At 69.1% G+C, this 21522-nt stretch carries 22 protein-coding genes; 10 read left to right on the top strand and 12 right to left on the bottom strand.

What is annotated here, in order from left to right; translation table 11 throughout:
- The first annotated feature begins 25 nt into the window (after positions 1 to 25).
- On the top strand, positions 26 to 1582 hold the full coding sequence (locus E3O57_RS12855) for an aminopeptidase P family protein (protein ID WP_103480129.1): 1557 nt from the start codon (positions 26 to 28) through the stop codon (positions 1580 to 1582).
- Here the strand turns inward: E3O57_RS12855 and E3O57_RS12850 are convergent.
- Positions 1579 to 2262, bottom strand: a complete 684-nt coding sequence (locus tag E3O57_RS12850) for a general stress protein (RefSeq protein ID WP_241990408.1) — start codon at positions 2260 to 2262, stop codon at positions 1579 to 1581. The genes E3O57_RS12855 and E3O57_RS12850 overlap by 4 nt on opposite strands.
- A gap of 180 nt (positions 2263 to 2442) precedes the next feature.
- Between E3O57_RS12850 and E3O57_RS12845 the strand changes: the two genes are divergently transcribed.
- From E3O57_RS12845 to E3O57_RS12830, 4 genes are read left to right on the top strand one after another with little or no spacing between them, the layout of a single operon-like run.
- Positions 2443 to 3774, top strand: a complete 1332-nt coding sequence (locus tag E3O57_RS12845; RefSeq protein ID WP_088455632.1) for a magnesium transporter MgtE N-terminal domain-containing protein — start codon at positions 2443 to 2445, stop codon at positions 3772 to 3774.
- Complete coding sequence (locus E3O57_RS12840) at positions 3761 to 4402, top strand: DUF1003 domain-containing protein (protein ID WP_088455631.1); 642 nt, start codon at positions 3761 to 3763, stop codon at positions 4400 to 4402. Before E3O57_RS12845 ends, E3O57_RS12840 begins: the two co-directional genes overlap by 14 nt.
- Complete coding sequence (locus tag E3O57_RS12835; RefSeq protein ID WP_241990407.1) at positions 4395 to 5564, top strand: P-loop NTPase; 1170 nt, start codon at positions 4395 to 4397, stop codon at positions 5562 to 5564. The genes E3O57_RS12840 and E3O57_RS12835 overlap by 8 nt, the downstream gene beginning before the upstream one ends.
- 44 nt (positions 5565 to 5608) lie before the next feature.
- Positions 5609 to 7174, top strand: a complete 1566-nt coding sequence (locus E3O57_RS12830; protein WP_103480131.1) for a succinic semialdehyde dehydrogenase — start codon at positions 5609 to 5611, stop codon at positions 7172 to 7174.
- 34 nt (positions 7175 to 7208) lie between these two features.
- Here the strand turns inward: E3O57_RS12830 and E3O57_RS12825 are convergent, their stop codons facing one another.
- Positions 7209 to 7850, bottom strand: coding sequence for a hypothetical protein (locus E3O57_RS12825; RefSeq protein WP_133159853.1), 642 nt, complete (start codon positions 7848 to 7850; stop codon positions 7209 to 7211).
- Positions 7851 to 7985: 135 nt separating this feature from the next.
- Positions 7986 to 8369 (bottom strand): twin-arginine translocase TatA/TatE family subunit, encoded by a 384-nt coding sequence (locus tag E3O57_RS12820; protein ID WP_103459492.1) that lies wholly within the window; start codon positions 8367 to 8369, stop codon positions 7986 to 7988.
- An 88-nt stretch (positions 8370 to 8457) separates the two neighbouring features.
- On the opposite strand from E3O57_RS12820, the gene E3O57_RS12815 reads away from it, so the two are divergent.
- The gene (locus tag E3O57_RS12815) at positions 8458 to 9090 is read left to right on the top strand and encodes an O-methyltransferase (protein ID WP_088455626.1); all 633 of its coding nucleotides are present in this window, start codon (positions 8458 to 8460) and stop codon (positions 9088 to 9090) included.
- A 76-nt stretch (positions 9091 to 9166) separates the two neighbouring features.
- Here the strand turns inward: E3O57_RS12815 and E3O57_RS12810 are convergent, their stop codons facing one another.
- The 3 genes from E3O57_RS12810 to dapE form a co-directional block, all read right to left on the bottom strand.
- Positions 9167 to 9343 (bottom strand): DUF3117 domain-containing protein, encoded by a 177-nt coding sequence (locus tag E3O57_RS12810; protein WP_088457918.1) that lies wholly within the window; start codon positions 9341 to 9343, stop codon positions 9167 to 9169.
- Between the two features lie 62 nt (positions 9344 to 9405).
- A complete protein-coding gene (locus tag E3O57_RS12805) occupies positions 9406 to 10647 on the bottom strand; it encodes a hypothetical protein (protein WP_241990406.1) in 1242 nt (413 codons plus the stop codon).
- 2 nt (positions 10648 to 10649) lie between these two features.
- Positions 10650 to 11762: a succinyl-diaminopimelate desuccinylase gene (gene dapE / locus E3O57_RS12800; RefSeq protein ID WP_103459493.1), complete on the bottom strand. Its 1113-nt coding sequence runs from the start codon at positions 11760 to 11762 to the stop codon at positions 10650 to 10652.
- A gap of 31 nt (positions 11763 to 11793) precedes the next feature.
- Between dapE and dapD the strand changes: the two genes are divergently transcribed.
- On the top strand, positions 11794 to 12774 hold the full coding sequence (dapD, locus tag E3O57_RS12795; protein ID WP_103480132.1) for a 2,3,4,5-tetrahydropyridine-2,6-dicarboxylate N-succinyltransferase: 981 nt from the start codon (positions 11794 to 11796) through the stop codon (positions 12772 to 12774).
- A gap of 59 nt (positions 12775 to 12833) precedes the next feature.
- Here the strand turns inward: dapD and E3O57_RS12790 are convergent, their stop codons facing one another.
- The 5 genes from E3O57_RS12790 to E3O57_RS12770 all read right to left on the bottom strand — a co-directional run bounded on the left by E3O57_RS12790 (position 12834) and on the right by E3O57_RS12770 (position 17303).
- Positions 12834 to 14129: a citrate synthase gene (locus E3O57_RS12790; protein ID WP_198416834.1), complete on the bottom strand. Its 1296-nt coding sequence runs from the start codon at positions 14127 to 14129 to the stop codon at positions 12834 to 12836.
- A 274-nt stretch (positions 14130 to 14403) separates the two neighbouring features.
- Complete coding sequence (locus E3O57_RS12785; protein WP_088455623.1) at positions 14404 to 14778, bottom strand: hypothetical protein; 375 nt, start codon at positions 14776 to 14778, stop codon at positions 14404 to 14406.
- Between the two features lie 54 nt (positions 14779 to 14832).
- A complete protein-coding gene (gene dapC / locus E3O57_RS12780) occupies positions 14833 to 15945 on the bottom strand; it encodes a succinyldiaminopimelate transaminase (protein WP_088455622.1) in 1113 nt (370 codons plus the stop codon).
- Between the two features lie 2 nt (positions 15946 to 15947).
- Entirely contained in the window at positions 15948 to 16271 is a 324-nt protein-coding gene (fdxA, locus tag E3O57_RS18925) for a ferredoxin (protein ID WP_066594116.1), read from the bottom strand.
- A gap of 36 nt (positions 16272 to 16307) precedes the next feature.
- Complete coding sequence (locus tag E3O57_RS12770) at positions 16308 to 17303, bottom strand: hypothetical protein (protein WP_133159854.1); 996 nt, start codon at positions 17301 to 17303, stop codon at positions 16308 to 16310.
- Positions 17304 to 17476: 173 nt separating this feature from the next.
- Between E3O57_RS12770 and efeU the strand changes: the two genes are divergently transcribed.
- Genes efeU through efeB form a run of 3 tightly spaced genes read left to right on the top strand, consistent with a single transcriptional unit; the run spans position 17477 to position 20880 of the window.
- Positions 17477 to 18340: an iron uptake transporter permease EfeU gene (efeU, locus tag E3O57_RS12765; protein ID WP_103459497.1), complete on the top strand. Its 864-nt coding sequence runs from the start codon at positions 17477 to 17479 to the stop codon at positions 18338 to 18340.
- Positions 18341 to 18377: 37 nt separating this feature from the next.
- A complete protein-coding gene (efeO, locus tag E3O57_RS12760; RefSeq protein ID WP_103459498.1) occupies positions 18378 to 19547 on the top strand; it encodes an iron uptake system protein EfeO in 1170 nt (389 codons plus the stop codon).
- A gap of 1 nt (position 19548) precedes the next feature.
- Entirely contained in the window at positions 19549 to 20880 is a 1332-nt protein-coding gene (gene efeB, locus E3O57_RS12755; protein WP_103480134.1) for an iron uptake transporter deferrochelatase/peroxidase subunit, read from the top strand.
- A 106-nt stretch (positions 20881 to 20986) separates the two neighbouring features.
- On the opposite strand, the gene E3O57_RS12750 is transcribed toward efeB, so the two are convergent.
- On the bottom strand, positions 20987 to 21445 hold the full coding sequence (locus E3O57_RS12750) for a hypothetical protein (RefSeq protein ID WP_133159855.1): 459 nt from the start codon (positions 21443 to 21445) through the stop codon (positions 20987 to 20989).
- Between the last annotated feature and the right edge of the window lie 77 nt (positions 21446 to 21522).

The raw sequence follows: 21522 nt of genomic DNA, 5'->3' as shown, positions 1-21522 counted from the left end.
AGCCGACGAGTGGGACAATGGAGGAATGGCTGACTCCACCGACACCGCACCCGCACCCACCCCGGCCGCTCCTGCCGCCCGCTCGAACGAGAACCGCTCGACCACCCCGGGCTCCGCGGGGTTCAAGGAGTACATCTCCAGCGGCTGGGCAGACCGCGCCGAAACCGTGCCGCCCGCCCGCGAGCAGGCCCCCTTCGCGGCCGCCCGGCGGGAACGCATCTCCCAGCAGTACCGCGGACACCGCCTGATCGTGCCCGCCGGGCGCCTCAAGCAGCGCGCCAACGACACCGACTACCCGTTCCGCGCGCACTCAGCGTTCGCGCACCTCACCGGTTGGGGCAGCGACTCCGAGCCCGGCGCCGTGCTCGTGTTCGAACCGACCGCCACCGGCCATGACACCACCGTGTACTTCCGGGAGCGCGCCGGCCGCGACTCCGATGAGTTCTACGCCAACTCCGAGATCGGCGAGTTCTGGATCGGCCCGCGGCCCTCCATCGCCCAGGTCGCCGGCGACCTCGGCATCACCGTTCGCGGCATCGACGGCTTCGCCGACGTGCTCCGCCGCGTCGACAGCGAAACCCTGCTCGTACGCGAGGCCGACCCGTTCCTCACCGGCCAGGTCGACGACGCACGCCTGCGCAACGCCGCCGAGAAAATGATCACCGGAAACGGCTCTGACGCCCCGTTCAGCATCGAGATCAACCACGAACACGACGCGGATGCCGGTCTCGCCCGCGACCTGTCCGAGCTGCGGCTCGTGAAGGACGCCTACGAAATCGGCCAGATGCGCCTGGCCGTGGCGGCCACCGCCCGCGGTTTTGAGGACGTCATCCGCGACCTGCCCCGCTCCAGCACGCACCAGCGTGGTGAGCGTCTGGTCGAGGGTGTCTTCAACACCCGCGCCAGGGCCGACGGCAACACCGTCGGCTACGACACCATCGCGGCTTCCGGCCCGCACGCCTGCATCCTGCACTGGACCCGCAACGACGGCCCGGTTCTGGCCGGCGACGTCATGCTGCTGGATGCCGGTGTCGAGGTGGACAGCTACTACACCGCCGACATCACCCGCACCCTGCCGATCGATGGTTCCTTCACCGATGTGCAACGCCGGGTGTACGACGCCGTCCGCGAGGCCGCCGATGCCGCGTTCCTCGTGGCCCGTCCCGGCGCGATCTTCCGGGAGGTGCACGCGGCCGCGATGGCCGTGATCGCCCGGCACACCGCCGACTGGGGCATGCTGCCCGTCACCGCCGAGGAGGCGCTGCAGCCGGAGAACGGCCAGCACCGCCGCTACATGGTGCACGGCACCAGCCACCACCTCGGCCTCGACGTGCACGACTGCGCGCAGGCCCGCCGCGACATGTACATGGACGGCGTGATCGAGGCCGGCATGGTCTTCACGATCGAGCCCGGCCTGTACTTCCAGCCCGACGACCTCACCGTGCCCGCCGAGTACCGGGGCATCGGCGTGCGCATCGAAGACGACATCCTGATCACCGAGACCGGCGCCGAGAACCTCTCCGCCGGCATCCCCCGCGACTCCGCTGCGGTCGAAGCCTGGATGGCGGAGCTGCAGGCCTAGCCGGAGATCGGCGGCTGCGGGTCCGACGGCCCGGCCGCGGGCGGCGCCGATACCGGCGGGGCCGGCTGACCGTACGCGGGCGGCGCCGTCGGCTGGTCGCCCGCGGGGTCACGTGGTGCGTCCACCGGCGGCAGGGGCGCGGACCTCGGCGGGTCGGACGGGTGCGGAGCGGCAGCACCGTCGGGCTCCACGTGTCCGGCCAGCAGGTTGCGGGCCTTGTTCAGCAGCTCCACGTTCACGATCACCTGGTAGTTGCCGGCGATCACCTGCATTGTCGAGGTGAAGTCTTTGCGCCGACGGTTGACGGCGTAGCTGACCAGGCCGAAGAGCATGCCGAAGCCGGCACCCATCAGCACGGCGGCGAACACGAACGGCAGGCCGGCCGCGTCAGGGGAGAAGATGAAGAAGAGCAGGCCGAAGAAGACCCCGAGCCAGGCCCCCGATGCCGCGCCGGCCAGCGCCACCCGGCCCCAGGTGAGCTTGCCGGTGACACGCTCAACGGTCTTGAGGTCGTTGCCCAGGATCGAGAGCTGCTTCACCGGGAAGTCGGCCTTGGCGAGGACGTCCACGGCCAGCTGGGCCTCGTTGTAGGTCTCGTACGTCGCCACGACCTCGCCCTTGGGCAGAACGGGGTACAGCGCGGCGGCGGCACGACCGCCGAAGGGGCTCTGATTGGTCATGCAGCTATTCTTCCACGCCCACCGGGAATCCCCGATGAGCTGGCTGTGCATCCGTTGGGAGAATGGCTCGATGATCAGCCAAACGGTTGCGCCGCCCGCCCGGGCCCGCACCGTACCGGAGGTGCTGCTCCGCGCATCCGGCACGGCGGTTGTGGAGCCTGCACAAGCTAAGTTATAGGTGTGGCAAACACCAGAGTCTTCGTCGCCCGCCTGGCCGGGTGCAACGTCTTCGACCCCGCGGGCGACCGTGTGGGCAAGGTTCGCGATGTGCTCGTGGTCTACCGAAAAGACGACCCGCCCCGCGTGGTCGGCCTCATCGTCGAAATTCCCGGCAAGCGCCGGGTGTTCGTCTCCATCGGCAGGGTCACCAGCATCGGCAGCGGCCAGATCATCACCACCGGGCTGATCAATGTGCGCCGGTTCGAGCAGCGCGGCGGCGAGGTGCGCGTGATCGCCGAGATGCTCGGCCGCCGGGTCGCGTTCAACGACGGTTCAGGCGAAGCCTCCATCGAGGACGTGGCCATCGAGGAGTCCGCCCAGGGCGACTGGGCCATCAGCCAGCTCTTCGTGCGCCGCCCCAAGACCAGTTCATCGCCCTTCACCAAGGGGGCCACGGCGTTCGCCAACTGGGCCGAGGTCTACGAGAAGGTCACGGCCGGTGAGGCCCAGTCCGCCGAGCAGCTCATCGCGACCTACTCGGACATGAAGCCCGCCGACCTCGCGAACACCCTGCTCGACCTGCCGCGCCAGCGCATGTTCGAGGTGGCAGAGGAACTGCCCGACGGCCGTCTGGCGGACGTGCTCGAGGAGATGCCCGAAAGCGAGCAGGTGGGCATCCTCACCCGGCTCGGCGACTCACGCGCCGCAGAGGTGCTCGACCACATGCAGCCAGACGACGCGGCCGACCTCATCGCACAGCTGCCAGAGGAGCGCGGCGAGCACCTGCTCGACCTGATGGAGCCCGAAGAAGCCGACGACGTCAGGTTCCTGCTCTCCTACGCTCCAGACACCGCCGGTGGCCTGATGACCACCGAGCCGATCATCGTCTCCGCCGACGCCACCGTCGCCGAGGGGCTGGCCCTCATCCGCCGGCACGACCTCGCGCCGGCGCTCGGTGCGGCGATCTGCGTCACCCTGCCGCCCTACGAACCGCCCACCGGCCGGTTCCTGGGCATGGTGCACTTCCAGCGGATGCTGCGCTACCCGCCGCACGAGCGCCTCGGCACGCTGCTGGACCTCGGTCTGGACCCGGTCACCGCGGACACCTCGGCGGCCGAAGTCAGCCGCATCCTCGCCAGCTACGACCTGGTCTCCGTTCCCGTGGTCGACGAAAACCACCGACTCGTCGGGGTGGTGACGATTGATGACGTGCTCGACTACCTGCTGCCGGACGACTGGCGAAGTCACGACGACGGCGACGAGGTACGCAAACGTGCCACGGCCAGAACCCAGCTGGTAACAGGAAGCATCCCGCTGCCGGGAGTACGGAGGCACGGCAATGGCACGCGCTAACAAGAGCGAACTACGCCTCGACACGCCCAAGGGCCTGCGCACCACTAACCTCGTCGGTCGTAAGCGCAACGGGCGCAGCAACGACAGGTTCGGCCGGTTCACCGAGGCGATCGCCCGCGGCATGGGCACGCCCTGGTTCCTGCTGGGGCTGAGCGCCCTCGTGGTCTTCTGGGTCGGCTGGAACACTCTCTCCCCCGAGGGCCTCCGTTTCGACTCCATCGAGCTGGGCTTCATCGCGCTCACCCTGGTGCTGTCGCTGCAGGCGTCCTACGCGGCACCGCTGATCCTGCTCGCACAGAACCGGCAGGATGACCGTGACCGGGTGCAGTTCGAACAGGACCGTCAGCGCGCCGAACGCAACCTCGCCGACACCGAGTACCTCGCCCGTGAGGTCGTGGCGCTGCGCTTGGGCATGAAGGACCTCGCCTCGAAGGACTTCCTGCGCGCCGAACTGCGCGCCCTGCTCGACAACCTCGACCAGCGCGACGAACAGGAACGCCGCGAACGCGAGGCCGCCAGGGACCGGGACAGCCGGGAGCTGGAAAGCCGGGAACGTGAGGCCAGTCCCCGCGACAGCCGCGGCACCATCGAGCGATCCGCCCCGCACGAGGCGCACCCGTTTGACTGACCACCACTCGGCCGACGACAGGGTGCGCGCCGCTCTGACCCGCGTCATCGACCCGGAGATCCGCAAACCCATCACCGAACTCGACATGGTCTCCGACGTCACGATCGACGCCGACGGCGGCGCGACGGTGAGCATCCGCCTCACCATCGCCGGCTGCCCCGCGGCGACCCGGATCGAAACGGATGTGCGCGAAGCCACCGAGTCGGTCGTCGGCGCGGGCCTGGCCCGGGTGCTGGTCTCGGTGATGACGCCGGAGCAGCGCCGGACCATGACCGAGAAGCTGCGCGGCGGTCAGGGCGCGCGCAGCCTGCAGTTCTCCCCTGACTCGCTCACCCAGATCTACGCCATCACCAGCGGCAAGGGCGGCGTGGGCAAGTCCACCGTCACCGCCAACCTCGCGGTGGCCCTCGCCGCGCGGGGCCTGCGGGTGGGTATCGTCGACGCCGATGTGTACGGCTTCTCGATCCCCGGGCTGCTCGGCTTGGTCACCCCGCCGGCGACCCCCGGCGGTCAGCCCGGCATGGTCAAGCCCACCCAGGTCGGTGACATGATCCTGCCGCCGATCGGCTTCGACGTGAAGGTCATCTCCATCGGCATGTTCGTCGACGACACCTCGGTGGCCGTCGCCTGGCGCGGACCGATGCTGCACCGAACCATCACCCAGTTCCTCACCGAGGTGTACTTCGGCGATCTCGACATCCTGTTGCTCGACCTGCCGCCGGGCACCGGCGACATCGCCATCTCGGTGGGCCAGCTGCTTCCGCACGCCGAGGTCATCGTGGTCACCACGCCGCAACCGGCCGCGTCCGACATCTCCGAACGAAGCGGCGCCGTCGCCAGGCAGACCGGCCAGAAGATCTACGGAGTGATCGAGAATATGTCGGGGCTGATGCAGCCGGACGGCACCCTGCTGGAAATCTTCGGCGCCGGCGGCGGCGCCGACGTGGCCGCCCGGCTCTCGGCGGGCCAGGACAGCCCGGTGCCGCTGCTCGGCCAGGTGCCGCTCAGCGTGGCCCTCCGTAGCGGCGGCGACACCGGACTGCCCGTGGTACTCGGTGACCCCGCCGACCCGGCCGCCGAGGCCATCCAGGCCATCGCCGCCACGCTGGCCACCAGGGGCCGCGGCCTGGCCGGGCTGAGCCTGGGCATCAGCCCGCGCTGAGCGCCCCCCGCCGCTTGTCGGTAAGCCTGTCTAAACTGGCCAGCATGACTGCGCCAACGCTGACCGCAACCGCCCCGGTACTCCCGTTCACCGTCGAATTGGCCCGCGACATCTGCTCGACCACGGGTGAGACCGTGGGCGTCATCGGCCCGTTCACCGGCACAGAGCTGCACACCCTGCCGGTGAGCAGCACCGTAGATGTGGCGGATGCGTACGCTCGCGCCCGCCTCGCCCAGATCGGTTGGGCCCGCGCGGGTTTCGCGCACCGCCGGGCGGTGCTCCTGCGCGCCCACGACCTGCTGCTCGCCCGCCGGGAGAGCCTCCTGGACACCCTGCAGACCGAGACCGGCAAGACCAGGGGGCAGGCGTTCGAGGAGGTCTTCCAGGCCGCCGGCGTCACCCGGTACAACGCCCTGGCCGCCCGCCGGGTGTTGGGCGGGGAAACGCGCCGCTCCGGCCTGCCGGTCCTGGTCACCACCCGGGTGCGCTACCGACCCAAGGGCGTCGCCGGGGTCATCACGCCGTGGAACTTTCCGCTGAGCCTGGCCGCGATGGACGTGGTGCCCGCGCTGGCCGCCGGCTGCGGGGTCGTGCAGAAGGCCGACAACCAGGGGGCGCTGAGCATCCTGCTGCTGCGCCGCGCGTTCATCGACGCGGGCGTGCCCGCCGACCTGTGGGCCGTGGTGACCGGCGACGGCGCCGAGATCGGCGGGGCCGTCACGGCCGGCGCTGACTACGTCTGCTTCACCGGGTCGACCGCCACCGGGCTTCGGGTAGGCGCCCAGGCGGCGAGCACCCTCACCGGGGCGTCGCTGGAACTGGGCGGCAAGAACCCGATGATCGTGCTCGACGACGTCGACCCGCACCGCGCCGCCGCGCAGGCCGCCTACGCCTGTTTCTCCTCGATGGGTCAGCTGTGCGTGTCGATCGAGCGCATCTACGTGCAGCGCGCGGTGTCCGATCAGTTCCTGCGCGAGTTCGTCACGGTCACCCGCGCCCTGATCCTCGGTTCGGCGCTGGATTACAGCACGGATGTGGGGTCGCTCACCTCGCAGGCGCAGCTCGAGCGGGTCACCGAACACGTCGCCGACGCTCTCGCCCACGGCGCCACCGTGCAGGCCGGCGGACGGGCCCGGCCCGACCTCGGCCCGTATTTCTACGAACCGACCATCCTCACCGGGGTCACCCCCGGCATGCTCTGCCACGCCGGCGAGACTTTCGGCCCGGTGGTGGCGGTGTCGGTCGTCGACTCGGAGCAGGAGGCCATCCTGGCCGCCAACGACAGCGACTACGGGCTCAACGCGTCGGTGCTCAGCGGCTCGGCCCGGCGTGGTCTGCGGGTCGCCGAGGCGCTGGAGGCCGGCAGTGTGAACGTCAACGAGGGCTACCGAGGGTCGTTCTCCGCCGTGGACGCCCCAATGGGCGGGGTGAAGGACTCCGGTCTGGGCCGTCGCAATGGACCGGAAGGCTTGCTGCGCTTCGTGAACCCGGTCACCATCTCCCGGGCCACGGGCGCGCTCACCCTGCCCGTCAACGGGCAGCAGTTCGGCCGCATGGTCGGCCCGATGCTCCTCCTGGCGCGCACCCTCAAAGCGGCGAGGCGTCGCTAGCCGCCGCCTCCGCGGTGAGTTGCGTACGAGGGTGCTAGTTGTTGCCGTCGTTGCCGGTGACGTGCACGGCATTGCCCCAGCAGCCGGCATCCGCCCAGTGGTAGTAGTCGCCGGCACCCGTGTCGCCGTACAGGGCCAGGGTGAACCCGGCCTGCGATCCGGGTTCGACGTCTCCGAGCGAGGTCATGTCCACACCCGCGAACTCACTGTCGATACCCAGCCAGACGCCGTGCCAGTCGAACCCGGCCTCCGCCATGCACTCCGTGATCAATCCGTAGAAGTGCTCGTACTCCGCGGGCGTATCGGGAACAGCATCCGGGTTGGGCGTGCGCACCTCGACGACGTTGCCGTCGCCCTCGACACCGGAGGGGTCCTCGCCGCTCGGGCCGTCGCCGTTCTCGCTGTCGGTATTCGTGGTGTCGTCTGCCACGACAACCTCGTCGGGCGCATCGCTGTCAGCCGGCGCGACAGCGGTCGGTGTCTCAATCACCGGTGCGGGGACGGTCGACGGCGTGGCCAATGGTGTTGCCCTGGCCGTCGGAACCGATTCCGCCGCCACCACGTTGGACGCGGGCCGCGAATCCTGCCCTGCCGCGAAGGCCGTCGCACCCACCGACAGAACGGCGACCCCCGCGACGACTCCCACCATCATGAGGCGGCTACGTGTGTTGCGCATGATGCGACCTTCCCCCCGGGGCCTACAGCGTCACAGCGCCAGCCCACTCTCTCTGGCAAGGCTACGCCCGGTCCACGCCGGCGAGCGTTCCACGGTTCCCCCCTTCCGGGGCGACCTCGCGCTGCAACTCGCCGGTTAGGTGGCCTCGGAGTCGAACGGCGCGGGCCCGATCAAGGCGCCTTCCCTGGCACGCTTCCGCTGCAGGTAGGCACTGTCGGGGTTCGGCCCGGTGCGGCCGACCACGGCGGACTTGCCCTTCACGGGCTCGTCCTCGATGAGGGCTTCACGGATGATCCGGCGCGGGTCATACTGCCTGGGGTCGAGTTTCTTCCAGTCGACGTCGTCGAATTCCGGACCCATCTCGTCTTTCATCCGGTCCTTGGCGCCATTGGCCATGTCGCGAAGCTGGCGCACCAGCCGGCCGAGTTGGGCCGCATAGTGCGGCAACTTCTCGGGTCCGAGCAGGAAGACGGCGATGATCCCGATGAGCAGGAGTTTCTCGAACGTCAGACCGAACATGCCCTCAGAATATCCCCCCGGCGAGGCATCCCCGAACCACGGGCCGCACAGCCGTAGTCTTGACCTAATCATCTACTGGAGTTGCGGAATGTCTGACAAAGATCTGAATTGGAAATTCGCCGACGACTCGGTGGTGGAGAGCGACGCCCTGGCACGAGCCCGGCAGCAGTCCCTCGAGCTCGGCATCGACGCCATCGCGCCCTCGGTGGGCGCGCAGTCGGCCGTCATCGCCGCGGCCACCGGAGCCCGCAGCATCCTCGAGGTCGGCACGGGTGCCGGCGTGTCGGGCATCTGGCTGCTCACCGGTGCTCCCGGTGCCACCCTCACCTCGATCGACATCGAGGTTGATCACCTGCAGCACGCCAAGGCCAATTTCCACGAGGCCGGCATCCCCACCAACCGGGTACGACTCATCACCGGACGCGCCGCCGAGGTCCTGCCGCGCATGAACGAGAACTCCTACGACATCGTGTTCGTGGATGCCGACCCGCAGTCGGTCATCGAGTACGTCGAGCACGGCCTGCGCCTGGCCCGGCCGGGCGGCACCGTCCTGGTGGCGCACGCGCTCTGGCGTGGCCGGGTGGCCGACCCTGTGCAGCGCGACGACGTCGCCACGGGCTTCCGCACCCTGCTCAACGAGATCGCCTCGTCCAAGGCCGTGATCAGCGCGCTCTCCCCCGTCGGCGACGGCCTGCTCCAGATCACGAAGCTGCGCGCGTAGCCTCGCTACGGATACAGCAATCGGCTGTGCGGAGAACCGCACAGCCGATCAGCTGAAAACCTGTCTTACAGAATTACTACACGGCCGGGGCAACTACGCCCGCGAGCGCATCGTGAAGCTCCTTGGCTTCTGCGTCGTTCACAGAGACGACGAGCCGACCCCCACCTTCGAGCGGTACACGCACGATGATCAGGCGCCCCTCCTTTACAGCCTCCATTGGTCCGTCTCCGGTCCGTGGCTTCATGGCCGCCATGAACTCCCCTTCCATTCGTAGTCTGTACTCCTATTATCGACCATTCGGCCGTCAGACAGTAATTAGGGCGGGGTCCAATCCGCACCGTCCACGCCCCAACAGAGCAAAAGCCAGCCCCACTGGGCGCAGATCAACGCCAGTGTGACCACAACGCGGTACACGGCGTTTCGCGGCGTGGCGAGCGCTCCGAGCAGCGGGAACATCGGCATCAGCAGCCTGAACACACTCGATTGCGGAAAGAACACCGCGAGCAGGTAGAGCGCGTACGAGGCTACCCAGAGCCGCAGGTCCACACCCAGGCTCTTCACCGCCGGCGAGAACATCACCAGTGTGAAGGCGACGATCAGCGCGACAACGGCGATGATGCCCAGAGGTGCCCCCAGCCACCACACCCCGCTCTGGAACCAGGCCGCAAACGGCACCAGCTCCTGGTAGCCGATGTACGCCGACCGCCAGGCCAGTTCAGTGTCGGTGTACGCGGTGACGGACCCCGTCACCAGCCAGGCGATCCCCGGCCAGGCCAGGCCCATCACCCCACTGAAAACGGCCACGAATGAGGCGGTGACAGCCTCCTGCACCGGGAACGGATCGCGGGCGCGGCTGTACCAGCGGTAGCCGACGTGCAGGGCCAGGAACAGGGCGAAAGCCAGCCCGCTGGGCCGGGTCAGGGCCATCACGGCGATCACGGGCACCAGCACCAGGTAACGCCGCTCCAGCAGGAGCAGCAGGGCCAGGGTGAGCAGCAGCAGGTGCATCGACTCGGCGTAGCCGAACTGCAGCAGCGGCGAGAGCGGGGCGACGCAGAAAAGCAGGACCGAGAACAGCGCCGTTGACGGCGTCTGCACCCGCCGCATCAGCCTGTAGAACAGCAGCGCGGTGCCGAGGCTGCAGACCACCGACACGAACACCGCCACCGGCGCCCACGGGGCCCCGGTGACCAGCATCAGCACCCGCACCACCGCCGGGTAGCCCGGCATGAACGCCCAGGCGTTCTCGCCGACGTGACCGTCCGCGGTAACCGGCAGCACCGTCGGGTAACCGCCGACACCGACGATGTTGTACCAAAGGCCGTCCCACATGGTGGCGAACGCCGTATAGCCGGGCCTGGCTGTCGTCCAGGCGTTCTGCCCCTGCACACTCGCCAGCACAAGCACCAGCGATGTCGTAACCACCCGGGAGGCCAGCCAGATCGCCAGAACCTTTTGCCACCAGGGCACCAGCCGGTACCGGGCCCGCCACCGGGCCGGGAGGGCGCCGGGAAGACCCCGGCGGACCGGGCGGACCGGCGAACGGGTCGGGGTCACGGTCAGCCGATGGGCGCGGTCAGCCAGGCGCGCAGGGCGTCCTCGCAGTCGGTGATCTGGGTCAGCGCCACCCGCTCGTCATCGGCGTGCGCCTTGAGCGGGTCACCGGGGCCGTAGTTGACGGCCGGGATGCCCAGGGCGGAGAACCTGGCGACATCGGTCCAGCCGTACTTGGGGCGCGGCTCCGCGCCGACGGCCTCGAGGAACTTCAGCGCGAGCGGGGCGTCCAGGCCGGGGCGGGCGCCCTCGGCGAGGTCGACCACGGTGATGTCGAAGCCGGCGAAGAGGTCTTCCAGGTGCGCCACGGCCTCCGCGGCCGTGCGGCTGGGCGCGAACCTGTAGTTCACGTGCACCATGCACTCGTCGGGGATGACGTTGCCGGCGATGCCGCCGCTGATCCCCACGGCGTTCAGGCCCTCCCGGTAGACCAGGCCCTCCACCTCCACCTCACGCGGGGTGTAGCCGGCGAGGATGTCCAGGATCGGGGCGGCCTTGTGGATGGCGTTCTCGCCCACCCAGGCACGGGCGGAGTGCGCCCGCTTGCCGAAGGTGCGCACCTCGATCCGCACGTTGCCGTTGCAGCCGCCCTCGACCTGGCTGTTGCTCGGTTCGCCGAGGATCGCGAAGTCGCCCTCGAACAGGTCGGGACGGTTGGCGGCCAGCCGGCCGAGCCCGTTGAGATCGGCGTTGACCTCCTCGTGGTCGTACCACATCCAGGTCACGTCGACGCTGGTGTCGGCGAGCTCGGCGGCGAGCTTGAGTTGCACGGCAACGCCGGCCTTCATGTCCACGGTGCCGCGACCCCAGAGGTAGTCGACGTCGCCGTCGGTCTCGAACCGGGTGGGCAGGTTCTCGTTCAGCGGCACGGTGTCGATGTGCCCGGCGATCACCACGCGCTGAGCACGGCCCAGATTGGTGCGGGCCACGATGGTGTCGCCGTCGCGGATCACTTCCAGGTGCGCGGAGCCGGCCAGGGCGGCCTCGATCGCGTCGGCGAGCGGCGTTTCGTTGCCGGACACCGACTCCACATCGCAGAGGGCGCGGGTCAGCTCGATCGACGAGGCAGACAGGTCGAGGGCGGGAACGGACGGGTCTATCGTTCGGTCGGAAGGCACTGTACCAATCTACGGCTACTAATCTAGAGCCATGGTCACCGCCCCTCCCCCCGCAGAACAGACAGCCGCCACTCACGCCTGGGGGTATGGCCTGGCCACGATCGCCGGTGACGGCACCGTGCTGGACACCTGGTTCCCGGCGCCGAAGCTGGGTGCGCTGCCCGCCGACCGCGACCGGTGGATCGTGCCCACAGAGCTGGAAGAGGCCGCCGGCCCCGACGCCCGCCGCAACGTGCGTCTCGAGGCCGTCACCGTCGAGATCGACCTGCAGTCGCCCCCCGCGAGCACATCGGATGCCTACCTCCGCCTGCACCTGCTCTCACACCTGCTGGTCAAGCCGAACACTCTCAACCTCGACGGCATCTTCGGCCACCTGCCCAACGTCGTCTGGACCAACGCCGGCCCGGTACTGCCCGCCGACTTCGATCGCCTGCGGCCGTCGCTCATGCGCCACGGCATCGCCGCCACGGGCCTGGACAAGTTCCCGCCGCTGCTCAACTACGTCTCCCCGGACCGGGTGCGCATCGCCGACGCCTCCAGGGTGCGCCTGGGTGCCTACCTGTCCCCCGGCACCACCGTCATGCACGAGGGCTTCGTGAACTTCAACGCCGGCACCCTGGGCGTCTCGATGGTCGAGGGCCGCGTGTCCCAGGGTGTCGTGGTCGGTGACGGCGCCGACATCGGCGGCGGCGCATCCATCATGGGCACGCTCTCCGGCGGTGGCACCCAGCGGGTCACCATCGGGGAGCGCGCGCTGCTCGGCGCCAACTCGGGCATCGGCATCTCGATCGGTGATGACTCCGTGGTGGAGGCGGGCCTGTACGTCACCGCCGGCACCAAGGTGGTGCTGCTGGATGCCGCGCGCACGGCCGATGGCGCCCCGCGCACGGCCAAGGCCAAGGACCTCTCCGGTGTGCCGAACCTGCTCTTCCGCCGCAACTCCCTCACCGGCGCGGTCGAGGTGCTCCCCCGCTCGGCCGGCATCGTGCTGAACGCCGCCCTGCACGCCTAACGACCTGCCCAAGAAAAAGCCCCTTCCCGATGGGAAGGGGCTTTTTCGCATCCGCCGGCTTAGCGCTGCGGGTAGTCGCGGGCGACCGAACCCGTGTACAGCTGCTGCGGGCGGCCGATCTTGGTGGTCGTGTCCAGGTTCATCTCGCGCCAGTGCGCGATCCAGCCGGGCAGCCGGCCGATCGCGAACAGCACCGTGAACATGCGCGGCGGGAAGCCCATCGCCTTATAGATCACGCCGGTGTAGAAGTCGACGTTGGGGTAGAGCTTGCGCTCCTTGAAGTAGTCGTCGTTCAGTGCGATGAACTCGAGCTCCTTGGCGATGTCGAGCAGGTCGTCCTTGACGCCGAGGGCCTCGAGTACCGCGTCGGCGCTCTCCTTGACCAGCTTGGCGCGCGGGTCGTAGTTCTTGTAGACCCGGTGGCCGAAGCCCATCAGACGCACGCCGGCTTCCTTGTTCTTGACCCGCTCGACGTACTTCTGCACGCCTTCGCCGGAGGCCTTGATCTCGTGGAGCATGGTCAGCACGGCCTCGTTGGCGCCGCCGTGCAGCGGGCCGGAGAGAGCGTTGATGCCGCCGGAGACCGACGCGAACAGGTTGGCCTCGGTGGAACCGACCAGGCGCACGGCCGAGGTGGACGCGTTCTGCTCGTGGTCTTCGTGCAGCATCAGCAGACGTTCGAGCGCCTTGCTCACGACGGGGTTCACCACGTACGGCTCGGCGAGGGTGCCGAAGTTGAGCTTGATGAAGTTGTCCACGAAGCTCAGCGAGTTGTCCGGGTACAGGAACGCGTGGCCGATGCTCTTTTTGTGCGCGTATGCGGCCATCACGGGCAGCTTGGCGAGCAGCCGGATCATCGACAGTTCGACCTGTTCGGGATCCTTGGGGTCCAGGGAGTCCTGGTAGTAGGTCGACAGCGCGGAGACGCCGGCCGAGAGCACCGACATCGGGTGCGCGTTGTGCGGCAGGGCGTCGTAGAAGCGGCGCAGGTCTTCGTGCAGCAGGGTGTGCCGACGGATGCGGGTGTCGAACGCGCTCAGTTCGCTTGCGCTGGGCAGTTCGCCGTAGATCAGGAGCCACGCGGTCTCGAGAAAGCTGGAATTCTGGGCGATCTGTTCGATCGGGTAGCCGCGGTATCGCAGGATCCCGTGTTCGCCGTCGATGTAGGTGATGGCTGACTTCGTTGCCGCCGTGTTCACGAATCCGGAGTCGAACGTGGTGTAGCCGGTCTGCTTGGTCAGCGTCGCGATGTCGATGCTGGACGGGCCGTCGGTGCTGCCCAGGATCGGGAACTGCGCCGTGCCCCCCGGGTAGGTCAGAGTGGCCACCTGCGGACCCGGTACGGGCCGATCGATGAACTGCGGCTCATTGGATGGTGTTCGCTGCGCGACGTCGCTCACGGCGCCTCCCTGGATTTCAAAGCCTTGCGGCTGTTGGTCTGTGGTGGTCCGCCGCAGCACGCTCGTGGTGCTTGGCAACGATAACCCGCTTACAGCCTATTCCGCCGAGGGGCATACTGTTGCATCCGCCAAGATCGACCAGAGTCCATTGGCCCTAGGTCACAGCCGATTTCTGACGGGCGCGCCGAGCTTTCCGGCCCGCAGCCGCCCGCCGACCAGACCTCGTGGCTCAGCGGGTCGGGCGGGTCAGGCCGAAGTGATAGGCCTCGTCGAGCACCTCGATCCAGGCGCCCACCCCGGCCTCGGCCGGCAACCGCACCCATTCGCGCATGGTGCGCCGTCCCATCACAACAGGCCGCCCGGTGTGCTGGGAGACCAGCTGGCGCACCCGGGATTCCGGAACCTTGGCGACGAGGTCGCCGTTGCGGCCGATGAACGCGAACACCTTCTCCTGCACCTTCACACCGTCGCCGTTGAAGATCTTTCCCCGCGTCACGGGCGGATGCGCCGGCAGCTCGGACACGAGCGCGTACAGCGCCCCGACGCTCACGCCGTAGCTGTCCTGGGGAGCGCTGTCGTCGACCGGATGCGCGGTGTCAGCCATGCCCTCAGCCTAGGCAGGCCGCCGCTGGTGTCCAGCCCCGGCAATGGAGCCGGGTCAGGACGTGACGAAAGCCCGCAGCCGGGCGGCGGCGGCGTTGATGCGCTCGTCGTCGGCGGTGAGCGAGAACCGTACGTGCCGGGGATAGAAGTCGCCGTAGAACGGGCCGGGACCGGCCAGGATACCGAGCTCGGCGAGCTGCCGGATCGAGTCCCAGGCGTCGACACCGGCGGTCGCCCAGAGGTACAGGCCGGCCTCGCTGTTCTCGATGCGGAATCCCGCGGCGACCAGCGCCGGCAGCAGCACCTCGCGGCGGGCACGGTAGCGCTCGCGCTGCACCCTCACGTGCTCGTCGTCGCCCAGCGCGGCGACCATGGCGGCCTGCAACGGGGCGGGCAGCATCAGGCCGGCGTGCTTGCGCACGGTGAGCAGACGGCCGAGCACATCGCTGCTGCCGGCGGCGAAGGCGCCCCGGTAGCCGGCCATGTTGGACTGCTTGCTCAGCGAGTAGATCGCCACGATGTTACGCGTGTCCCCGTCGGTGACGCGGGGGTCGAGGATGCTCGGGATCGGCTCCGCGTCCCACGGGGCGGCCCAGCCGAGTTCGGCGTAGCACTCGTCATTGACGATCACGGCGCCGAGTTCGCGGGCGCGGGCCACGGCGGCGCGAAGCACCTCGACGGGGAGCACCCGCCCGTCCGGGTTGCCCGGGCTGTTCAGCCAGATCAGCCGCGTCGTCTCCGGCCACTCGGCGGGATCATCGGAGGGGAACGCATCCGCCCCGGCCATGGCCGCGCCGATCGCGTAGGTGGGGTAGGCGGCGCGCGGGTGCACGACGGTGTCGCCCTCGCCGACGCCGATCATGAACGGCAGAAGCGCCACCAGTTCCTTCGAGCCGATGGTGGGCAGCACGTTCTCCTCCGCCAGCCCGGTCACACCGCGGCGACGGGCGTACCAGTCGATGATGGCGTGCTGGAGCGCCGGGGTGCCGGTGGTCTGCGGGTAGGCGTGCGCATCCGTCGCGGAGGCCAGGGCGGCCTGCACGACGGGCGGGGTGGGGTCGACCGGAGACCCGATGGAGAGATCGACGATGCCGTCGGCGTGGGCCCTGGCCAGCTGCGCGAACGGCAGCATCGCATCCCACGGGTACTCGGGAAGTGGTTTGAGCACCTTTAGTGCTGGACCTGGGGCGGGAGCACCGAGATCACCGGGTGGTCCTTGGCGATGACGCCGACCTTGGCGGCGCCGCCGGGCGAGCCGATGTCGTCGAAGAACTCGACGTTGGCCTTGTAGTAGTCGGCCCACTGTTCGGGCAGGTCGTCTTCGTAGTAGATGGCCTCGACCGGGCAGACCGGTTCGCAGGCTCCACAGTCGACACACTCGTCGGGGTGGATATAGAGGGAGCGTTCACCCTCGTAGATGCAGTCGACGGGGCATTCGTCGACGCAGGCGCGATCCTTGACGTCCACGCAGGGCAAGGCGATGACATACGTCACAGTGGCAGGATTCCCTTCACGAACAGAGTGATCAGTCTACGCCGTCGGCCGACGGGCGGGAATTCGGGGCCACGCGATGACGAGGGCGGCGAACAGCGCGGGCGCCATCGACCAGACCGTGCCTGGCACCCCGGCTGGCACCAGCACCGAGCCGCCGGTGCTGCGCAGCGACAGCAGGAACACCGTGGCGACCAGGCCGATCGCCGCGGCGAGGACCACGAGCCTGTCGTGCACAACCAGGCGTAACCCGAGCAGGAGGGTGCCGCTGGCCAGTAGTGCCAGGGTCAGGCCGACAGGGATCGTCAGGGAGCCCAGTTCGATCGTGGTCTGGTGCGCCACGGTGCCGAGAACACCGAAGAGCGCGCCGGCGAAGAGAGCCATCAGGACGGCCAGCAGCCTGGATCCGACCGTTGGCGCCTCGAGCTCGGCCGGCTGGGCTGGGCCGCTACCGCTGGCATAGGTTTCGGTGCCGGTGACGAGGGCCTCGGTGCCGTCGAAAAGACGCACCACCCGGCCGTCCAGCCGCCACCGGCCGGGATACGCGGCCAGGGCCGCCAGTTTCTTGTCAATGTGGTCGCTGACGTCGATCGCGGTGAGCCGCACGCCGGGCACCGCCGAGACCCGGCTGCTGAGGAACACCGGCACACCCTGCTCGCCTGCCGCGTCGACGGCGGCCTGGCGCAGGGCCGGGTCCACGGCGGCGGCCACGACGGCGGTGGCGTGCGCTTGGGCGAAGGCCTCGCCCAGCACCGCACGGCGCTGCGCACCCTGCGGCTCGCCGGCCAGGACCCGCCACTGGGCAGGGTCGGTCTCACCGAGTGCCGCCCGGGCGGCTGCCACATCCGCTGCACCGGCGGATGCGGTCGTCGGTGCGGATGCGTCGCTGTCGTACGGCGCCGCCGACCCGAAGAGCACGGTGACGTCGGCGCCGTCATCCAGGAGCCGGGCGATGGTGCCGCCGGTGTGCAACGATTCATCGCCGGGTGCGTCGAGCACGAAGACCACCCGTTCGCCGTTCCCGGACATAAGCATGGGTGACTCCTGAACAACGTGGACGAGCGCGGTTGGCAAGACGTGCTGCGGCACCGGGGCCGCTGACAAATCTTAGCTGGACACATCCGGCGTTCCTACGTAGAGTGGGTGGGTAAGGTAAGCCTTACCAATTGTTGGCCCCATCACCCCACCCACAACAACCGGGAAGCACTGTGCTCGCAAACTACCTGATCGGCCTGCGCGAAGGACTCGAAGCCGCGCTGATCGTGACGATCCTGATCGCCTATGTGGTCAAGATCGGCCGCCGCGACGTTCTCCCCCGGATCTGGGCGGGCGTCGGCCTCGCCGTGCTTCTCGCCCTCCTGTTGGGCGCCATCCTCACCTTCGGCACCTACGGCCTGAGCTTCGCCGCGCAGGAGACCATCGGCGGGCTGCTCTCCATCATCGCGACGGGGCTGGTGACCTGGATGGTGTTCTGGATGCTGCGCACCGCCCGCGACCTCAAGGGGCACCTGCACGGCAACATCGACAAGCACCTCACCGGCACCGGAATGGGCCTGGTTCTCGTCGCGTTCCTCGCCGTCGGCCGCGAGGGCATCGAAACGGCCCTGTTCATCTGGGCGGCCGTGCAGGCCACCGGAGCGACCACGCTTCCGCTGGTCGGGGCGAGCCTGGGCATCCTCACCGCAGTCGGCCTGGGCTGGCTGATCTACTCCGGCATGCTCAAGATCAACCTGAGCCGGTTCTTCACCTGGACCGGTGCCATCCTCATCATCGTCGCCGCCGGAGTGCTTTCCTACGGGGTGCACGACCTGCAGGAGGCCGGCATCCTGCCCGGACTCAACGCCCTCGCGTTCAACGTCTCCGCCGTGATCCCCCCGGACAGCTGGTACGGCACCCTGCTCAAGGGCACCCTCAACTTCTCGCCGGCCACCACCTGGCTGGAGATGTTCGCCTGGATCGCCTACGTGGTGCCCACCCTGACCCTCTTCATTGTGAAGAGCCGGCAAGCGAAGCCGACGCCGACACCGTCCGCCGTACTCCCCCAGACCGCACCCGCGGTTGTCACCCACTGACCCCACGCCCCGCACCGCCTCCCTTCTAAGGACCCCCATGCGAGCCCGCCTCCTCCCCCTCGTAGCCGCCTCAGCCGTCGGCCTGCTTGCCCTCACCGGTTGCGTCGCCAACGCCACCGGCAGCGACTCGGCCCAGGCCGCCCTCACCGTCGACAGCAGCGCGGATGCCTGCACGGTGTCGGCCGCCGAGGCGCCGTCCGGCAACCTCAGCTTCACGGTCACCAACTCGGGCGACCAGGTCACCGAGTTCTACCTGCTCGCCGAAGACGGCCTGCGCATCGTCGGCGAGGTCGAGAACATCGGCCCCGGCCTCAGCCGCGACCTGGTCGTGCAGCTCATGCCCGGCCGCTACGTGACCACCTGCAAGCCCGGCATGATCGGTGCGGGCATCGACCAGAAGGCCTTCACCGTCACCGACTCCGGCACTGACGTCACGGTGGATGCCGACCTGGACGCCCGCATCGAGGTCGCCAACGCCAACTACGCCGCCTACGTGCGCGATCAGGTAGCTCAGCTCCTCACCGGCACCCAGGCCTTCGCCGACGCCTACCTGGCCGGCGACGATGACACCGCCCGCGCCCTATACGCCCCCACCCGCGCCCACTGGGAACGCGTGGAGACCGTGGCGGAATCTTTCGGCGACCTCGACCCGCAGCTGGACCTCCGTGAGGCCGACCTCGAGGAAGGCCAGGACTGGACCGGCTGGCACGCGATCGAGAAGGACCTCTGGCCCGCCGACGCGGAGGCCGGCTTCGCCGCGTACACGCCTGAACAGCGCCAGAACCTGGCTACCTTGCTCGTAGCCGACACCACGACGCTGAACGAGAAGGTGCAGGATCTGGACTTCACCCTGTCCCAGCAGACCAACGGCGCGATCGGTCTGCTCGACGAGGTCGCCACGGGCAAGGTCACCGGCGAGGAAGAGTTCTGGTCGCACACCGACCTGTGGGACTTCCAGGCCAACATCGACGGTGCCAAGGTGCTCTACGCCGGGGTGCGCGACATCCTGCTCGAGGAAGACGCCGACCTGGCCGCCGACCTCGACAGCGAGTTCGCCGAGCTGCAGGAGCTGCTCGATGCCCAGCGTGTCGGCGAGGACTTCACCCTCTACACCGACCTCACGCCCGCCGAGATCAAGGCCTTCGCCGACCAGGTGAACGCCCTCGGCGAGCCGCTGAACCAGCTGACCGCAACGCTCGTGCTCTAACATGACCGACGCCACCAGCTCCGACTCCCCCACCGCAGACGGCCCAGACACCGGCGCGGGTCCGCAGGCACCCCGCGGCCTGTCCAGGCGCGGTTTATTCGGCCTGGCCGGCGTCGGGGTGGCCGGCCTCGGGCTGGGCGTCGCCGGCGACAGGGCCGCGCTGGCCGTCGCGGCGTCCTCAGCACAGAGCAACGCCAGCACCGTCTACCCGTTCTATCAGGAGCACCAGGCCGGTATCGTCACGCCTGCCCAGGACCGGCTGCACTTTGCCGCGTTCGACGTGGCCGACGGCACCACCCGCGCCGACCTCATCGAACTGCTGCAGGACTGGAGCGTCGCGGCCGCCGCGATGACCGCTGGCCGTGATGTCGGCGACTACGGTTCGGTCAGCGGCCCGTACGACGCCCCACCGGAAGACACCGGCGAGGCCCTCGGCCTGCCGCCGGCCGGCCTGACCATCACGTTCGGGTTCGGGCCCACCCTCTTCCAGACCGCGGCCGGCGTGGATCGCTTCGGCCTGGCCGCCCGTCGACCGGCCGAGCTGGTCGATGTACCGCACTTCCCCGGCGACATGCTCGAGGAGACCAGGAGCGGCGGAGACCTCTGCATCCAGGCCTGCGCTGACGACCCCCAGGTCGCCGTGCACGCCATCCGCAACCTGTCCCGCATCGCGTTCGGGCGTGCGGCGATCCGCTGGTCCCAGCTCGGCTTCGGCCGCACCTCTTCCACGAGCACCAGCCAGGCCACCCCGCGCAACCTGTTCGGGTTCAAGGACGGCACCGCCAACATCAAGGCCGAGGAGCCGGCCGCGGTGACTGAACACCTCTGGGTGGGAGCCTCCGACGGGCCCGCGTGGCTGGCGGGCGGGTCCTATCTCGTGGCGCGGCGCATCCGGATGACCATCGAAACCTGGGACCGCACCAGCCTGCGCGAGCAGGAGACCGTGATCGGCCGCAACAAGGGCGAGGGTGCGCCGCTATCCGGCGGCACCGAGTTCACCGAACCTGATTTTGAGCTCGCCGGGCGCGCCGACCAGCCGTTGATCGACACCGCGGCGCACGTGCGGCTGGCTCATCCCAGCCAGAACGACGGCATCCGGATGCTGCGCCGCGGCTACAATTTCGTGGACGGCAACGACGACCTCGGCCGCCTTGACGCCGGGCTGTTTTTCATCAGTTTCCAGCGCACCCCCGCCAGCTTCACGGCCGTGCAGCTGAATTTGGCCCGCCACGACGCCCTCAACGAGTACATCCGCCACGTCGGCTCCGCACTCTTCGCCGTCCCGCCCGGAGCAGCCAAGGGCTCCTACGTGGGCGCGCCCCTCTTCGCCTGACACCTCCGTCGGTCGAGCCTGTCGACGCCGTGCTGAGCCTGTCGAAGTGGACCCGTAGACCGAGCGGCCGGGTCTCGACAAGCTCGACCAACGACGGAGCGCGTTATCAGGCCGGGGCGACCGTGTAGAGCACGCCGTCGGGAGTGCCGGCGATGGTCACGATGTGGGTGGCGTTTTTCAAGGCGACCACGCCGACGTCGCCCACGTTGGCCGAGGCGCTGGTGTCCGGTACGAAGCCGGCATCGACGAGCTTCTGCTCGGCGTCGGCCAGCGGGTCCGCTTCGCCGGAGGCGACCGTGACGACCCAGCCCTGGTCGCCGTTGGTGGTGTTGCCGGCGCCGAACTTGATCTCGCCGTCGATCACGGGGATCTCCGCCGGCCAGCCGTCGGGCAGCGCGCCGCCGAGGCTCACGTCGCCGTCGGTGGCTCCCTGCACGGCGCCGTTCACGGCATCCTGCACCTGCGCGTCGGAGCAGCCGGCCAGCGCCGGCGCTACGGCCAGCACCGCCGCCAGGGCCAGGCCCATCCGCAGCGGCGACATCTTCGTCTTCAATCCAGGGGTCATGGGGTCCTCACGGTGCGGGGCTCCCGCTTGAGCGGGAACGATTGACAAAAAACCGCAGGCACCCCGCGCCGGAAAAC

This window comes from Cryobacterium sp. TMN-39-2 (genome assembly GCF_004402745.1).
Taxonomy (GTDB): domain Bacteria; phylum Actinomycetota; class Actinomycetes; order Actinomycetales; family Microbacteriaceae; genus Cryobacterium; species Cryobacterium zongtaii.
This window is presented reverse-complemented; position numbering and strand designations above follow the sequence as displayed.